Below are 15,680 nucleotides of genomic sequence, written 5' to 3'. Positions count from 1 at the left end.
GCACAGTGGGGTTTCGAAAAGCGATGATGCCACAACCGGATCGGATCGGGGTCGACGGCAAACGGGATGGGTTGTTTTCCTTCCATCTGGTGCTGGCGTGCCTGCTGATCAACCTGCCCCTGCTGCTCAACGGAGCTTCCGCCCCCCTGTTCCGGCACGATTTCGCCGACCAGTATCTGCATAAGTTCGGTGCCTGTGCGGCCTTTCTGGGCGATCCTGCCGGTCATGCCTGGTATGCCGATATCCTGCGTGGCTGGCCGATGCTCTACGGCTCCATCTTTCCCCTGCAGTGGCCTTGCCTGTTCAATACCTTTCTGAACGCCGTCACCTCCATGCAGTTGCTGGTGCTGCTGCACGAAGTCGTGGCCGTTCTGGGGGCCTACTGGTTTCTGCGACGCATCCTGGCGGTGCCTCCCTCCCTGGCTCTGCTCGGCGGGCTTCTTTACGGTAGCCAGGTGCTTTACTACGTGGAAAACTACTTCGTGGTGCAGACGAGTTTTCTGCCCGCCATTTTCGCTCTGGTCTCCGTGCCGTTCACCCGCAAAAGCACCCCCTGGCTGCTGCTGGGTTATCTGGGCACCTATCTGTTCTACTACCCACCGTATATCCTGCCGAATACCCTGCTATTTCACGGCCTCTTTCTGCTCCTCATTCAGATGCTGTTCCAGTGCAACCTCAAGGGTCAGTGGCTGCGGGGCATGGTCTATTGGGGAGGCTACGGTCTGTTTGCCGCTCCCGCCGTGTTGGGCATCGTGAGAGATTGGTCGGGGTCCAATCGGCTCCTCTGGAGCGTGGCTCCCGGTGAATTGCCGGGATGGTCCGCCGCTCTGCAGAGTTTTTTGGGCAAGATCCCCTACTTTTTGGGTATGGAGGGGTTTCTCTACCCCTCCCTGGTGCTGGCGGTCGCTCTGGTTCTGGCCGGGGAGCGGGATGACCGGGTGAGAAGGCGGGTCCTCGCCCTGGGCGGTGTCGGGCTGTTCCTGGGGCTTTTGGAGTCGCTGGTCAACTCCGAACTCTGGCTGCCGTTGATGAATCAGTTGCCCTGGGTGGGGATCTTCTCGTTCATCTATTCCCGTTTTTATTACGCCGTGCCCTTTGTCTGGCTGCTTTTGTGGGGAGTGCTGCTGAGTCGTCCGGCCTGGTTGGCGTCGGTGTCCTTTCGAAGCCTCCGGCACCGCATGGCCTTGCTGATGGTCCTGGCCCTGCCGCTGGTCTATTCGGGACGCCGGGAAGCGCTGCCGGTGGTCGCTTCGTTCTGCGCCATGCTTCTGCTCCTGGGGGGTGTTCTGCTCTTTCTCCGTCTGGAGAAACAGGGGAGTGCGTTGCAGCTTCTGCTGCCGGTGCTTCTGGTCCTCACCGGGTTCAAGGGGGGGCTCTTTCTGTTCCAGGCCTTCGGGGATCCTTCCGCTCCTTCGGGTCTGGCGGAGGCCGACCGGTTCGCCTACCCTGTTTCTTCTCCCCAGGATCCCCGACGCATGCTATCCGTGGTGGAGAAGTGCGCTCCTCGGGAGTTCTATCCGGCTCAGGTCTCCCAGCGGGGCTGGCAGACCCTGGACGGGTTCAGCGTCTTCTACGCCGGAGCGATGGGTCAACAATGGCTCGATGTGGTGGTTCGGGACGTTCCCGGCTGCAGCCGGGGTTTTCAGGCCTGGAACAACCGGGTCGAATTGACCGAAGCGGCCTGGCAGGCCCATGCCGACGACATCGTGGCCTGGGCGCGATTCAACCATGTGGGGCTCATCCGCTCCCGCGTGGTGCTGGACCACCCCGAACTGGTTCTGCTGGGAGAGGGCTCGATCACCGAGCACAAATACCGCAGGCACCTGTTCGGCCTGCTGCGTGGCCAGGATAACCGGCGGGAGGCGTATCAGGAGAGCTTCGGCTTTTTCGTCTACGAGCTGAAACCGGTTCTGTCACGGGTGATGGCGGTTTCCGCCGAAGTGAAGGGGCTGCTGGGGCAGGGGCGCCACGTCGAGGCTTGGCAGGCCTCCGGCAACGAGGCGGTGCGCACGGTGCCCCTCACCGGCTATCTTCCGGCCCGCCTCGATTTCGACTTTGCCGGGCGGGAAGGGGAGAGCCTGCTGGTGGTGGACAACCACCATCCCGATTGGCGTCTGCTGGTGGACGGGCAGCCGGCGGCGGAGCGGCTCTCCCGGGGGCCGATGGGCGTTCTGTCCATCTCGGCTGCCGAGGGTAGCCACCACTATCGCCTGCACTTCGCTCCCTGGACCAAATGGCTGCTTCCGGCCAGCGTAAGCCTCTCCATGCTGTGGATTCTGGGTCTGCCCTGGCTGCTGTCGCGGTGGCGTTTCACCCGGGTGTGGGGCCTGCATCCGTGACGGCCAAGCGGCAGCCCAGTTGCCGGATGACCTCCAGCAGGCGTTGTTTGGTGATCGGTTTGCTCAGATAGAAGTCGCATCCGGCTTCCCGGCTGCGTTGGGCCTCTCCTTCCAGGGCGTGGGCCGTCAGCGCCACGATGAGCCGGTGGCGGCCCCCTCCTTCCTGAATCTCCCACTCCCGATAGGCTCTGGTGGCGCTGTATCCGTCCAGAATCGGCATCTGCACGTCCATGAAGACCAGATCGAAGACCTCGTTTTTCAGTCGCTGCAGTGCCTCTTCCCCGTTCCAGGCCACGGAGAGGGTGTGAGGCGTTTTTTTCAGAAAGGTGGTGATCAGCAGTTGATTGTCTTCGGAATCTTCCACCAGCAGAATGCGCAGGGGCGGACATTCCGACAGGGTCAGGGGTTCGGGGGTGGCCTGCAGGGCGGGTGGCGGCGCTGCCCGCAAAGGCAGGGTGATGCAGAAGGTGCTGCCTTTCCCCGGTTCACTGCTGACCTGAATATCGCCCCCCATGCGGTCGACCAGTCCACGGGAGAGGGCCAGTCCCAGGCCGCTGCCCCCGAACTGGCGGGTGATGCCGGCATCCCCCTGGACAAAGGGTTGAAAGAGCCGCTCCACGATCTCCTGTTTCATGCCGATGCCGCTGTCTTCCACGGCCAACCGCAGGTGCGCGGCATCGGGCGTGACGCTCTCCCGCAGGGAGATGCCGCCCCGTTCGGTGAATTTGACGGCGTTGCCGATCAGATTGACCAGAACCTGGCGCAGGCGCAACCCGTCGGCGAGCAGCCAGCGGGGTCGGTTCGCCTCGGGCAGATAGTCCAGGCGCAGCCCTTTTTTATCGGCCAGAACCCGCATCAGTTCCACGACTTCTCCGACGACCTGGCCGAAATCGACGGTCTCCTCCAGCAGGGTGAACTGACCGGCTTCGATTTTCGACAGGTCCAGAATCTGATTGATCAACTCCAGAAGGGTATGGCCCGCCCGTTGGATTTTGCCCAGATAGCCCTGCTGCTCCTCGGTGAGTTCCGATTCCAGGAGGAGATCCCCCATGCCGATGACCACGTTCATGGGGGTGCGGATTTCGTGGCTCATGCTGGAGAGAAAGGCGCTTTTGAAACGGCTGGCGGCTTCGGCCTGCTCCTTGGCGCGTCGTAACTGGCCGTGCAGTTCCCGCAGTTGCAGGTTGGCTTCCAGCAGTTCCGCAGTACGCTCCCGCACCCGTTTTTCCAGGTGGATCCGGTCTTCTTCCAGTTGGCGGCGCATGTGTTGCAGGCCGAGTTGGGCGCTGACCCGCAGGAGAATCTCCTGGGGGTGCAGGGGCTTGCTGATGTAATCCACTCCGCCGGCGTTGAATCCCTTGAGACGGTCCGTGGTTTCGGAGAGGTTGGCCAGAAAGAGGATCGGAATCGGGCGGAGCGTATTGTCGATTTTGAGTCGACGGCAGACCTCGTACCCGTCCTCGCCGGAGAGGTGGAGGTCGAGAAGGATCAGGTCGGCGGGCTGGGCCTTGAGGGAAGTCACGGCGCGCGTTCCGTCCAGGGCGGTACGAACCGAATGGCCCGCTTCGGCCAGCACGCTGCTCAACAGGCGCAGCTCGACCGGGTTGTCCGAGATGATGAAGAGGTTGGCGGAGGGCAGGTGGAAGGGATTCATGGCGGTTCGAGGCGGAAATCGTCGAAGCGATAGGGGGCCCGGAAGGCCAGAAAGGCCGGGTTGAGGCGTTTGGCCTTGCCGTAGGTCAGTGGTTGGGCGCTTTCCAACGAGATGATCCGTCCACCGCTGGCTTCGAGGATGGCTTGTCCGGCGGCGGTATCCCATTCGCAGGTGCCCACGAAGCGGGGGTAGACCTCGGCCTGTCCGAAGGCCAGCCGTCCGAACTTGAGGGCGGAGCCGATGGGGACCCGGTTGGTGATGGCGTTGAGGTCGGCGAAGCGCTGGCTGGCCGGGCCGTCGTGGAAGCGGCTGGTGACCATGCGCGGCACGGCGAGGCGGGGTGAAGGCGAAACGCTCTCCTCGTGCCCGCGCACAATGCGGGTGACGCCCTGGCCGATTCGGCCCAGGTAGAGTTCGTCGAGGGCGGGGGCGTAAAGGGCGCCGCACAGGGGGCGGTTGTCCCGCATCAGGGCGATGTTGACGGTGAATTCGTCGTTGCCGGCCAGGAAATCCTTGGTGCCGTCGAGGGGGTCGACCAGCCAGTAGGCTTCGCTGGTGAAACCGTCCACTTCGCCCTCTTCCGAAATCACCGGCAGGCCGCTTGGGCTCAACAGGCTGTGGATGGTGTCGTGGGCGGAGCGATCGGCGGCGGTGAGGGGGGAGCCGTCGGTTTTATGCTCTACCCGGATGGCCTGCCGATAGACCGAGAGAATGGCCTGCCCGGCGGCCAGGGCGGCGTCGCGGGCGAAACGGTCGAAGATCTCGATATCGGTCACGGGCGACTCCATCCTTTGACTTTCAATATGTTATCTTTTAAGTATCAAAAAAAGAAAATGTTTTGACTTTTGACGTTTTCTTGTGTGTTTTTAAAAATATTTATCAATTATATAAAAAATAAAAAAGTCAAAACATTTTCTTTTTTTTGATACTTAAAAGATAAAATATTAAAAGTCAAAACCTCCCTTTGCAAAATCCCTCAAACTTCCTCGGCAACGCTCCAGGCCAAGTCCATCCATGAAGGAATCAATATACTCCCTCTGCCCCTCCTGGAGAAAACGTCCTCTGAAGCTCTCATCGTCCATATTCAACACCTCCTCCAGCCCTTTTTCCAACTCCCCGAAACCATGCCGGACCAATCCGAGCCCATCCAGCGGAAAACCGCGATGATTCCCGGTGGCATCGTACCAGAACCCCCTTTTCCCCGCAGCCAGAGCATCACAGGTGGGAGAGGAGAAACCATCGGTGATGACCAGATCGGCCAACGCCGAAATCCAGGTCGGATCCCGGTCCTGATGCAAAAACACGGCATTTTCCAAAGCGTCCAGCCGGGCGAAACAGTCGAGCAGCTTCTGCCCCTTTTCGGGGTTGGAATAGACCATGTTGGGATCGGTATACCAGATTTTACCCTTGGAAGGCTTGAAAATGAATACCAGATCCCTGCGTTGTCGCGCCAGACGGTGGAAATCCTCGTAGAAAGCCAGCCCGGTATCGTAGGTGGTCGGGCAGTAGGCACAGTCGATGTATGTGGTGTCGTAAACCGCGACGATCTTCTGACCCCTCTCCTCCAGATGGTTTTCCCGGAAGAAGTCGTGACGGGCCTTGGCCCGGTCAACCGAAAGAATCATGCTGGCAAAGAGGTTGCCGATGGCCTTGAAACGCTTCACCCCATGGGGGTGCTTTCCACCGAAATAGCGCACCATGGCCGGGGTATGGGTCAGAAAGAGCTGGGGATTGAGATAGCTCCAGTAGATGTCGGCCACATCGTAGAGCCCCTGGCCGGACTCGTGTTGATAGAGATAGGTGCCGCCGATGGCGTAAGGGTAACAGGCGGTTTTGACCCCCAGACGATGGAAAAGCAGATTGCAGGCAATCTGCGCCTTGGACTCCTTGTTGGAAAAGACCAGCACTTCGAAGCGGACCTTCCGGGCGGAAAAGACCACCAGCACGGCGTTGACCACCGCTGTGTGAACGGCCTCACCCAGAAAGCCGGGTTGTACCGTCAGGGTCCGGGCCAGCAGGCGGGCCGCATCCCCCAGAAGGGCATGATGTGGCGACAGGTGGTGCAAGTCCGCCAGTCGGGGAGGGCGCAGAAAGGGCTCGATGCGGTTGCCCTGCTGCCATTCGCTGCGAATGAAGTCCTCCGGAAAGCCGACTTCATCCAGAAAGACCACCTCCTCTTTTTTGATGTGTTCACCGTCGATGAGGTAGTCGTAACGCCGGTTTTCCTCGAATCGCAATTGCCGGAACGAAGCCAGGGTGATGCCGAAAATTCCGGTGGTGGCCGGGGGGGGGCGCTTTCCCAGACGGGCCAGCAGGCCCTGCCACAGGGCCAGGAGGGTCAGCACAAGAAGCCTGGGCAGCCTGGCGAGCAGGGCGAGGGGGGCGGAGACCAGGCGCGACAAACGATCCCACAGCCGGAATCCCGGCAAAAGCGGAGGCAACTCCGCCGGGGCGTCGAGACCCAGGGAGCGGACCAGACGGTGCGAAGCCGGAAAGGTGTCCGGCAGGAAATAGACCTGCTTGTCGTGCAGCAGACCTTCCGGATCGTTTTGCAGGTAATACTGAATGAAGAAATATTTTTTCAGGGTTTCCGCCAGACAGCGTTGAATCAGCAGGATCCCTTCCGCGCTTTCATAGAAGTCGGTGATGGCGCGAACCGCCGGGTGATCCCGGTTTTGTGCCGCCCAGGTTTCGGTGGCCTGCAGCGCCAGACGTTGGGACGGGGGCATGGGCAGGGGCAAAATGTTGGCGATGCGCCGCTGTTTGATCCAGCGCAGCATGGCTTTGTCGCTTGGGGGATCCGAGAAGCCGAAATAGGCCATCTCCCAACCGGCGCGCTGCAACAGCAGAATGAGAGGTTTATGAACGTGGCGGAGATGTTCGAATAATAAGATTTTCTTCATGTGCCGCCGATCTTCCTGATTTTGTTGTCGGCCAGGGGATCTATTGGGCCTGAAGGGGAATGACTTTTTTATCGCCAACCTGCCAGGCGGAGAGGTCGAAGGGGCTGGCCAGTTCCTCCACCAGCGGCGAAATCGGCGAGGTCAGGGAGTAGAGGCAGTTGTGGCAAAGGGTGCCCTCCAGCCGCTTTTCGAGATGCCGGCGGCGCAACTCCCGGAAAGCAGGTGAGAGCCAGCCCTCTTCCAGGGACATCTTGTTCAAATCGGCTACGGCCAGATAATTCTGATAGTCGATGCAGCAGAGGGTCAGATAGCCCTCCCAGGAGATGTGGACCCGGTTGAAGGGCATGGTGCAGGTGTTGGGTTCGCCGGAGAAGGGTTCGGCTGCGGCGGAGGGGGCCAGCACATCCAGGGATTGCACCATCTGGCCGCTTTGGCTCTTCATGTCGAAGAACATCAGCTCATCGACCAACGGTTCGAAGAGGGTTTTGAACAGCTCCACCTCGTGACTGTTCTTGTTGGTGACGATGTAGGTGATGAACAGGCGAAGTTTGCGGTCAAGCCCCCGGCGCAGCTCGCTGATGAAGCGCAGGTTGCGCAGCACCGCATCGAAATCGTCCCGGCCATGGATGAGGCGGTAGGTTTCACGGGTGGCGGCGTTGATGGAGAACTTGATGCTGTGGATGCCGGCCTCGACCAGGGCCTGCAGTCGCTTCGGACTGGCCAGGGCCCCGTTGGTCGAGATGTAGATGTAGCCGAATCCCAGATCCCGTGCCTGGGCCACGAACTGCTCCAGCTCCTTGTGGACGAAAGGTTCCCCGGTGGTATAAAACCCCACGTCGGTGGTGCCGAGTTGCCGGGCTTCCGCGAGCAGGCGGCCCAGCAGCGTCTTGTCCATGCGCCCCACCTTGCGGGTCATGAACTGACTGGCGCAGAAAAGGCACTCGTGGTTGCAGGCGTTCGACAGCTCCAGCATGATGTCCTTGGGAAAGGGAGGGGCCTCGACCAGGATGTTCTCCTGTTCGGAGCCCTCCCACTGCCGCTTGAGACGCTCTTTCATGCTGTCGAGAACCGGTTCCGGGGTATCCTCCTCAGGGGCCGCAGGAATCATGATCCACTCCACGAAAAGGCTGCCGCCGGCGGCGCCTTATTGCATCCAGCCGTAAAGACAAAGCCAGCACAGGGAGCCCAGGTCGGCCAGGGCCTGCCCCTGGGGCAGTTCATCCTTGAGATAGGTCTCCGCCAGGCCGTCCAGATAGGGCATGTTGAAGACCGTGTCGGAGAGGATGTTGTGGTAGACCTTTTGGCTCATCGCCGTTCTCAAGGTATCCCGCAGCGCCGAATGATAGATCAGCTCCACCGTATGGCTGAAGCTGTGGATCACATCGTACTGATAGGAGTGGGGCCCCTGCTGGAAATCCATTGGATAGTTCAGCCGCTCGGCGAGCATCTTCTTCAGGGGATACTTGGTGTTGTTGAGATCCAGGCCGCGTCCCCAGCTCTCCGGCATCTCCTGGAAGAACTCCTGCAGTCGTCCGTCCCAGAAGGGCATGTGGGCTTCAAAGCCATACTGTTCGGCGGCCATCGATATGGTGGGAATGGTCGAACCCTGCCAGTGGAAATTGTTGTAGAGCCGGATATACCAGCCGTACAGGGTTTCGGGAGTGACATCCCTGGCATCGGCCAGATAGTGGTTGGTCATCTCCTGGGTATAGGCGTCGATGGCGTCCGGTTGCAGGATCTGGATGTTGCGTGCCGACCAGAGGGGCATGCGCCCGTTGCGCAGGAAAAAGTCGATCAGCATCCGGAAAGGTCGTCGGGCCGGATCGGCCTGTTTGGCATCCAGCGCCACGCCGGCCGCTTCGGCTCTGGACTTGAAGAGTCCGTAGACCACGTCTTCGTTCTCCCGGTTTTCCATCAGCAGCTTCAGGAAAGAGGGACCGAAGAGGTAGGAGGCCATCTTGTCCGCGTACTCGCGGAAGGCGTAGGAGGGGTGGAAGATGCTGACGTACTGGCTGAAGCCCAGATTGTGCGCTCCGTCGCTGATCTCCCCGGCGAAGATGACTTCCCCCGAAGTGGTGGAGGTCTCCCGTGCCTTGCGTGCCAGGATGTGATGGTTGGTGCAACTGGTGTTGAAGAAGTGGTGTTTGAGGGAGACCTCCTTGGACTGTTCGACCAGGGAGGGGCCTTGTTTGGCATAGTCGAGACCGGCCACGTCGAGGCGGATGCCGTAGTGATCGGCGAATTTGCGCGCCCGGTCCATCTCGAACTGGTTGGCCACGCCGCTGCGGTCGGAATAGCGCATCTCCCCGATGACACCCCGGACCTTGCGGGCTCCGAAGATGTGAACCAGCCCCGCCAGAATGGAGGTGGAATCCCATCCCGAGGAGAGGAAGATGACGTTGCCGTCCCGGCTGCCGGAGGCCTCCAGATGGTTCAGGAAGGCCTCCTGATAGGTCTTGTGGTCGGCCATGGTGAAGGGCGCGGAGGCGGGAACCTGGAACGGAGCCCGTTCGATGTGGAACTTGCCCTCCCGGAACCAGGCGATTTCACCCAGGCCGAGACGGGAGGTGTTCTGATAAATGGTGTGTTTTTTCGGAGGGCGATGGCCGTAGACGGTCAACTGGTGGGCCAGTCCCATCTGATCGAAGCCGCTCTCGGCGGGCGGGATGGGCAGCAGGCTCAGATCCGAGGCCAGAAAGACGCAGCCCGAGGCTTCCCGCTGGATGTAGACGTCCCGCTTGCCGAAGCGATCCCCGCGCAGGAAGAACTCCCCGTGGCGTTCCACCAGCACCACGAAGCGGCCTTCCAGGATGGTGTCCCACTCTTCCGGGGGCCTGGAGTCGATCAGATCGGCGATGAAACGTTCCGGGTCGAGCAGTGTTTGCAGATTGCCGGCGCGATCCCGGGCGCCGACCAGTTCACCGAAGAACCAGAAGCGGCTTCCCTTGCCGGTGGTCCGGGAATGACGAACGCCCGTGCCAAGGAAGCGGAAGTCGGATCCTGCAGCCAGGACTTCGAGTTCCGGCGAAAAGCGGGCATGTTCCTGGTTCGTGGTTCCGGCGATAACAAGAAACTTCATCGAATTGACCCCTGTTCCCCTGTCGAAGGTCCGGTTTTTGATCATTTTTTCAGCAGATTGGGTCAGTCCCCACTGACCTCGGGGTACAGGGTGAACCCACTTCTTTTTGGAGTCAACCCCGATTTTGGCAATCCTCCTTTTGGGGCAGGGATTGCATGGCGCGAAAGATCCATTCGGCCTGCTCCCAGGTTTCCGCGTCGTCGATATCGACGGCCTTCCAGCGGGGCAAGGGATAGCCGATGTAATTGGTATCGCTGCCGGCGCCGGTATTTTCCAGGATGAAGCGCGAATGGATGAAGGAGAACGACCCGGTGTCGTAATAGCAGATCGGCAGATCCTGGGAGCGCACGGCGAACTTGCCGGGTTGCACGGGGTCGAGAATGCCGTCTTCCCGCCGGGTGAAGGCCCACTCGACGGGAACGGGGTAGGGGGCCACGCTCATCACGGTGCGACCGGTGTGGTACAGCTCGTCGAAGAGGCGGCAGGCTTCCACCAGATCGTTGCTTGCCACCAGAGGGGCCGTGGCGAAGAGCAGGCAGACCGAGTCGAACTGGATGCCCCGCCGGATGTATTGTTCCAGCACATGCTTCAGCACGGGCATGAGGGGCGTATGGTCGTCCGAGAGGGCTTCGTCGCGATAGAAATCGGGCGGACAGCCGAACCGGGTGGCCACTTCGGCGATGCGCGGGCTGTCCGTGGAGACATGAATCACCTCGAACAGTCCGGAGGCGCGGGCGGCCTGTAAACCGTAACCGAGGATGGGTTGTCCGCAGAAGTCGCGAATGTTCTTGTCCGGCAGTCTCTTGCTGCCGCCACGGGCCGGGATGATACAAATTCGTTTTCTCATGCTGGTCTTTCCGTCCGTAAAGCGAACAGGCGAAGCCGTTTTCCGGGAAGATTCGGGATTGCCGTCTATTCTGCCGCCGTGCTCCGGGTTCGCGCCATAATGGCAGCTTTGCACTGTGTCGCAAAGGGAAATCCATGCCCCCATGACCCCGGTCCGGAAGGCGGTTTGCAGGGCATCTCCCCCCGGTCGCGGGCGGAATCGGGCATGGACAAGCAGGCGATTTCACGGCATAGTGAGAGAGGAGAGTCCGGGACCGATGGTGGTTTTTTCCGCCTTCCCAGCCTTAAGGGAAGGGAGCGGCCTGCCGTTGGCTCCGGGCGATTTTCAACAATGCCCCGAAATTGGATACCTTACATGGATGCCCGTTATCGTACTTCCGAGGAGCTTCTGGAGCGCGCTCTGCGCACCATTCCCCTGGGTTCCCAAACTTTTTCCAAGAGCCTGACCCAGTTTCCCCGCGGGGTCTCCCCCTTCTTCGTCACCCACGGCAAGGGCTGCCGCGTCTGGGATGCCGACGGCAACGAATATATCGATTTCATCAACGCCCTGGCCGCCGTTCTCCTGGGCTATCAGGATCCGGACGTGAACCGGGCGGTGCATGAGCAGCTCGATCGGGGCGTGACCTTCTCCCTGGCCCATCCGCTCGAAATGGAAGTCGCCGAAAAGCTGGTGGCCACCATTCCCTGCGCCGAGATGGTGCGCTTCGGCAAAAACGGCTCCGACGCCACGGCAGGGGTGATCCGCCTGGCCAGAGCCCAGACCGGACGGGAACATGTGGCGGTCTGCGGTTATCACGGCTGGCAGGACTGGTATATCGGCTCCACCTTGCGCCACAAGGGCGTACCCGAGCCGACCCGCTCCCTGACCCACGTCTTCACCTACAACGATATCGCTTCGCTGGAGAAGCTCTTCGCGGAGTGGCCCAACCAGATTGCCGCCGTGATCCTGGAACCGGTCAACGTGACGCCGCCGACCGACGACTTTTTGCAAAAGGTGGCCAAAGTCACCCGGCAGAACGGCGCGTTGCTGGTTTTCGACGAAACCATCACCGGTTTCCGTTTCGCTTTGGGCGGGGCGCAGGAGTATTTCGGCGTGACCCCGGATCTGGCCACCTTCGGCAAAGGGCTGGCCAATGGTCTGCCCCTGTCGGCGGTGGTGGGACGCCGCGACCTGATGAAAGAGATGGAAGAGATCTTCTTCTCCTTCACCTTCGGTGGGGAAACCCTCTCCCTGGCGGCGGCCTCCGCCACCCTGGACAAGCTCTCCCGTGAGAAAGTGGTGCCCTCCCTCTGGCAACACGGCGCCCGGCTCATGGAACTCCTGGCCGGTCGCATCGAACGCCACGGCGTGGGCAGTTTTCTCAGCATCGGCGGCTATCCGGTCTGGTCGTTCCTGCTGGTGAAAGACGCCGGAAACGTCAGCCAATGGAGCATTCGCACCCTGCTGTTCCAGGAGCTGTTCCAGCGGGGCATCCTCTTCATCGGCACCCACAATCTCTGCTACGCCCACGGCGACGCGGAGATCGACCGCCTGATGGAGGTCTACGACGAGGTCTTCCCGCTGCTGCGACGGGCGGTTCTGGAGGGGGAGATGGAGCGCCTGCTGCGCTGTGCCCCCATTCAGCCCCTGTTCCGGGTGAGATAGGTTTGAAGTGACTCTTCAGGATCCTGAGACCGTATCAACGGCAAAAGGAAACGTCCCAGGGGTACCCCCTGGACCCCATGGGGTTGAAGGTCAACGGCAAAGGATACGTCCCAGGGCGCTGCCCTGGACCCGCTGGGGGGGATAATCCCCCCCAGACCCCCGTATACCTGAACAGAGCGATTTTTACGGGAATTTGAACCATGGCACGTAGCGCATCCCTTTCACGCGCCACCCGCGAAACCCGGGTGGAGGTTCGTCTCGATCTGGACGGCAACGGCCAGTCGGATATCCGCACCGGTTTGGGATTTCTCGACCACATGCTGGATCAGATTGCCCGCCACGGACTCATCGATCTGAACATCACCGCCACGGGGGACCTGGAGGTGGACGGACACCACACCGTGGAGGACGTGGGCATCCTGATGGGACAAGCCCTGCGCGCCGCCCTCGGCGAGCGTCGCGGCATCACCCGCTTCGGATGGGCCCTGGTGCCCCTGGACGAGGCCCTCTCCCAGGTGGCCGTCGATCTCTCCAACCGGGGTGGTCTGGTCTGGCAGGTCAAACTGCCCACCGAGAAAATCGGCGATTTCGATACCGAACTGTTCAAGGAGTGGTTCGAAGCCTTCGCCGGCAACGGCGGCGTGACCCTGCACGTCACCAGTCTGGCGGGAAGCAACAGCCATCACATGATCGAATCGTGTTTCAAAGCCCTGGCCCTGGCCCTGCGTCAGGCGGTCAGCCTCGATCCCCGGCGCGCCGGGGAGGTGCCATCCACCAAAGGAACCCTCTCCGTATGATCGTTCTCGTGGATTACGGATCCGGCAATCTGCGCTCCGCCGCCAAGGCCCTCGAATCGGTCGGAGGTCGCGTGGAAGTGACTTCGGTACCCGCCGTGATCCGCGAGGCGGGACATCTTGTTCTGCCCGGCGTGGGAGCCTTTGCCGACTGCCGCAACAATCTCCTCCAGGCCGGACTCTGGCAGCCGGTACTCGACCACATTCAGCGGGGTAAACCCTTCCTGGGCATCTGCGTGGGCATGCAACTGCTCTTCTCCGAATCCCTGGAGTTCGGCCATCACCAGGGCTTCGGCCTGATTGCCGGGCGGGTGGACCGCTTTTCCAGGGAGATGCCCGATCCCGGTGATGCCCGGCGTCGTCTCAAAGTGCCGCACATGGGCTGGAACCGGGTGCATCAGACCCAGCCGGCGCATCCGCTCTGGCAGGGTATCGCGCAAGATAGCCACTTCTACTTCGTCCACTCCTACTTCGGCACCCCCGATGCGGAGGAGTGGGTACAGGGTCGAGCCGTCTACGGTTTACCCTTCACCGCCGCAGTGGGACGGGACAACCTCTTCGGAACCCAGTTCCATCCGGAAAAGAGCCAGCATGCCGGATTGAAACTGCTGGAGAACTTTGTGCGCTGGAACCCCTAGGGGTATTGAAGGAACGATCATGCTCGTCATTCCCGCCATCGACCTCAAACAGGGACAGTGCGTCCGCCTCTTCCAGGGCCGCATGGAAGAGGCCACCGTCTACGGAGACGACCCCGGCGCCATGGCGCAACGCTGGGCCGCTCTCGGCGCACGTCTGATCCATGTGGTCGATCTCGACGGAGCCTTTGCCGGAGCGCCCCTCAACCGTCGGGCGGTGGAGTCCGTCGTTGCGGCGGTGAAGGTTCCGGTGGAACTGGGGGGAGGCATTCGCGATCCGGCCACCATCGAGGCCTATCTGGCCCTGGGGGTCGATCAGGTGATTCTGGGCTCGGTGGCTTGTCGCGATCCCGCCCTGGTTATCGAAGCCTGCCGCCGCCATCCGGGTCGGATCCGGGTCGGTATCGACGCACGGGATGGCCGGGTGGCCATCGAAGGCTGGGCCGCCACCACGGAACTCACCTCCCTGGAACTGGCCCGCCGCTTCGAACAGGCGGGGGTGTCGGCCATCATCTTCACCGACATCTCGCGGGACGGGGCCCTGATCGGACCCAACATCCCCGCCACCCGCGCCCTGGCGGAGGCCATCTCCATTCCGGTCATCCTCTCCGGCGGGGTTTCCGATCTGGACGACATCCGCCACATTCTGCAAGAGTCCGGTCCCTACGCCAACGGCATGTCCCTGGAAGGCATCATCACCGGCAAGGCCCTCTACGACGGTCGCCTCGACTTCGCGGCGGCCCAGGCGTTGGCCGACGCCAGGGGGACGGCATGTTAGCCCGGCGCATCATCCCCTGCCTCGACGTGCGGGAGGGGCGGGTGGTCAAGGGTATCCGCTTCGAAGGCCTGGTGGACGCCGGCGACCCGGTGGAGGCGGCGCGACGTTACGATCAGGAAGGGGCCGACGAGCTGACCTTTCTGGACATCACCGCCTCCCATGAAAATCGTGGCATCATTCTGGAGGTGGTTCGACAGACCGCCGAGCAGGTGTTCATCCCCCTGACCGTGGGGGGCGGCATTCGCAGCAACGCCGACATCCGCGCCCTGCTGAACGCCGGGGCCGACAAGGTCTCCATCAATACCGCTGCGGTGTTCCGTCCGGAATTCGTGCAGGAGGCGGCGGCCCAGTTCGGCTCCCAGTGCATCGTGGTGGCGGTGGATGCCAAAGCCGTCGCCTTCGACGACGCAGGCCAGCCGGTGCGCTGGGAGATCTTCACCCACGGGGGCCGCAAACCGACCGGTCTGGATGCCATCGACTGGGTGCGCCGCATGGAGGGGTACGGTTCCGGGGAGATCCTGCTGACCTCCATGGATCGGGACGGCACCCACATCGGCTACGACCTGCGCCTGACCCGTGCCGTGGCGGAAGCGGTGACCATTCCCGTCATCGCCTCGGGAGGTGTCGGCACCCTGGAACACCTGCTGGAAGGGGTGCGGGAGGGGGGTGCGGATGCTGTTCTGGCCGCTTCCATCTTCCATTTTCGTAAATATTCCATTGCCGAAGCCAAGGCTTATCTGCAGGCGGCGGGTATTCCCGTGCGCCCGGTCTGAAACCGTTTTGTAACGATTCAGGACCCTGTGCAACGTGGCGTGACCGTATCAATAATGCAAGGAAAAGTCCCAGGGGTGCCCCCTGGACCCCTTGGGGTCGGAACGGCAAAGGAAAAGTCCCAGGGGTGCCCCCTGGACCCCTTGGGGTCGGAACGGCAAAGGAAAAGTCCCAGGGCGCCGCCCTGGACCCGTCGGGGGGGATAATCCCCCCCGAACCCCCGTATACCTGAACAG

At 61.6% G+C, this 15,680-nt stretch carries 12 protein-coding genes; 6 read left to right on the top strand and 6 right to left on the bottom strand.

Features of this window, described 5'->3' with window-relative positions:
* The first annotated feature begins 23 nt into the window (after window positions 1–23).
* The gene (locus tag HQL56_03880) at window positions 24–2,339 is read left to right on the top strand and encodes a hypothetical protein (protein ID MBF0308650.1); all 2,316 of its coding nucleotides are present in this window, start codon (window positions 24–26) and stop codon (window positions 2,337–2,339) included.
* Here HQL56_03880 and HQL56_03875 read toward each other — a convergent pair.
* From HQL56_03875 to HQL56_03850, 6 genes are all read right to left on the bottom strand, one after another.
* Window positions 2,311–3,993 (bottom strand): response regulator, encoded by a 1,683-nt coding sequence (locus HQL56_03875; protein ID MBF0308649.1) that lies wholly within the window; start codon window positions 3,991–3,993, stop codon window positions 2,311–2,313. The two genes, HQL56_03880 and HQL56_03875, sit on opposite strands and share 29 nt — an antisense overlap.
* Window positions 3,990–4,781 carry a 3'(2'),5'-bisphosphate nucleotidase CysQ gene (locus tag HQL56_03870; protein MBF0308648.1) on the bottom strand — a complete coding sequence of 264 codons (792 nt, stop codon included), beginning with the start codon at window positions 4,779–4,781 and terminating at the stop codon, window positions 3,990–3,992. Before HQL56_03870 ends, HQL56_03875 begins: the two co-directional genes overlap by 4 nt.
* A gap of 156 nt (window positions 4,782–4,937) precedes the next feature.
* The gene (locus HQL56_03865) at window positions 4,938–6,896 is read right to left on the bottom strand and encodes a hypothetical protein (GenBank protein MBF0308647.1); all 1,959 of its coding nucleotides are present in this window, start codon (window positions 6,894–6,896) and stop codon (window positions 4,938–4,940) included.
* A 40-nt stretch (window positions 6,897–6,936) separates the two neighbouring features.
* A complete protein-coding gene (locus HQL56_03860) occupies window positions 6,937–8,004 on the bottom strand; it encodes a radical SAM protein (GenBank protein MBF0308646.1) in 1,068 nt (355 codons plus the stop codon).
* A 36-nt stretch (window positions 8,005–8,040) separates the two neighbouring features.
* The gene (locus HQL56_03855; GenBank protein MBF0308645.1) at window positions 8,041–9,975 is read right to left on the bottom strand and encodes a hypothetical protein; all 1,935 of its coding nucleotides are present in this window, start codon (window positions 9,973–9,975) and stop codon (window positions 8,041–8,043) included.
* A gap of 112 nt (window positions 9,976–10,087) precedes the next feature.
* On the bottom strand, window positions 10,088–10,822 hold the full coding sequence (locus tag HQL56_03850; protein ID MBF0308644.1) for an acylneuraminate cytidylyltransferase family protein: 735 nt from the start codon (window positions 10,820–10,822) through the stop codon (window positions 10,088–10,090).
* A 354-nt stretch (window positions 10,823–11,176) separates the two neighbouring features.
* Here HQL56_03850 and HQL56_03845 point away from each other — a divergent pair, with 354 nt between their 5' ends.
* The 5 genes from HQL56_03845 (at window position 11,177) to hisF (ending at window position 15,446) form a co-directional block, all read left to right on the top strand.
* Entirely contained in the window at window positions 11,177–12,466 is a 1,290-nt protein-coding gene (locus tag HQL56_03845) for an aminotransferase class III-fold pyridoxal phosphate-dependent enzyme (GenBank protein ID MBF0308643.1), read from the top strand.
* A gap of 200 nt (window positions 12,467–12,666) precedes the next feature.
* A complete protein-coding gene (gene hisB, locus HQL56_03840) occupies window positions 12,667–13,263 on the top strand; it encodes an imidazoleglycerol-phosphate dehydratase HisB (GenBank protein MBF0308642.1) in 597 nt (198 codons plus the stop codon).
* A complete protein-coding gene (gene hisH, locus HQL56_03835; protein MBF0308641.1) occupies window positions 13,260–13,898 on the top strand; it encodes an imidazole glycerol phosphate synthase subunit HisH in 639 nt (212 codons plus the stop codon). The genes hisB and hisH overlap by 4 nt, the downstream gene beginning before the upstream one ends.
* Before the next feature lie 19 nt (window positions 13,899–13,917).
* Complete coding sequence (hisA, locus tag HQL56_03830; GenBank protein ID MBF0308640.1) at window positions 13,918–14,673, top strand: 1-(5-phosphoribosyl)-5-[(5-phosphoribosylamino)methylideneamino]imidazole-4-carboxamide isomerase; 756 nt, start codon at window positions 13,918–13,920, stop codon at window positions 14,671–14,673.
* Window positions 14,667–15,446 carry an imidazole glycerol phosphate synthase subunit HisF gene (gene hisF / locus HQL56_03825; GenBank protein MBF0308639.1) on the top strand — a complete coding sequence of 260 codons (780 nt, stop codon included), beginning with the start codon at window positions 14,667–14,669 and terminating at the stop codon, window positions 15,444–15,446. The genes hisA and hisF overlap by 7 nt, the downstream gene beginning before the upstream one ends.
* Window positions 15,447–15,680: the final 234 nt, after the last annotated feature.

The organism is Magnetococcales bacterium (assembly GCA_015231925.1).
Lineage (GTDB): Bacteria > Pseudomonadota > Magnetococcia > Magnetococcales > JADGAQ01 > JADGAQ01.
This window is presented reverse-complemented; position numbering and strand designations above follow the sequence as displayed.

Bases quoted from the DNA above. Each gene is read 5' to 3' on its own strand.
- hisA (MBF0308640.1), top strand. From the start codon at position 13,918: ATGCTCGTCATTCCCGCCATCGACCTCAAACAGGGACAGTGCGTCCGC.
- HQL56_03845 (MBF0308643.1), top strand. From the start codon at position 11,177: ATGGATGCCCGTTATCGTACTTCCGAGGAGCTTCTGGAGCGCGCTCTG.
- HQL56_03870 (MBF0308648.1), bottom strand. From the start codon at position 4,781: ATGGAGTCGCCCGTGACCGATATCGAGATCTTCGACCGTTTCGCCCGC.
- hisF (MBF0308639.1), top strand. From the start codon at position 14,667: ATGTTAGCCCGGCGCATCATCCCCTGCCTCGACGTGCGGGAGGGGCGG.
- HQL56_03850 (MBF0308644.1), bottom strand. From the start codon at position 10,822: ATGAGAAAACGAATTTGTATCATCCCGGCCCGTGGCGGCAGCAAGAGA.
- HQL56_03855 (MBF0308645.1), bottom strand. From the start codon at position 9,975: ATGAAGTTTCTTGTTATCGCCGGAACCACGAACCAGGAACATGCCCGC.
- HQL56_03875 (MBF0308649.1), bottom strand. From the start codon at position 3,993: ATGAATCCCTTCCACCTGCCCTCCGCCAACCTCTTCATCATCTCGGAC.
- hisB (MBF0308642.1), top strand. From the start codon at position 12,667: ATGGCACGTAGCGCATCCCTTTCACGCGCCACCCGCGAAACCCGGGTG.
- hisH (MBF0308641.1), top strand. From the start codon at position 13,260: ATGATCGTTCTCGTGGATTACGGATCCGGCAATCTGCGCTCCGCCGCC.
- HQL56_03860 (MBF0308646.1), bottom strand. From the start codon at position 8,004: ATGATTCCTGCGGCCCCTGAGGAGGATACCCCGGAACCGGTTCTCGAC.
- HQL56_03865 (MBF0308647.1), bottom strand. From the start codon at position 6,896: ATGAAGAAAATCTTATTATTCGAACATCTCCGCCACGTTCATAAACCT.
- HQL56_03880 (MBF0308650.1), top strand. From the start codon at position 24: ATGATGCCACAACCGGATCGGATCGGGGTCGACGGCAAACGGGATGGG.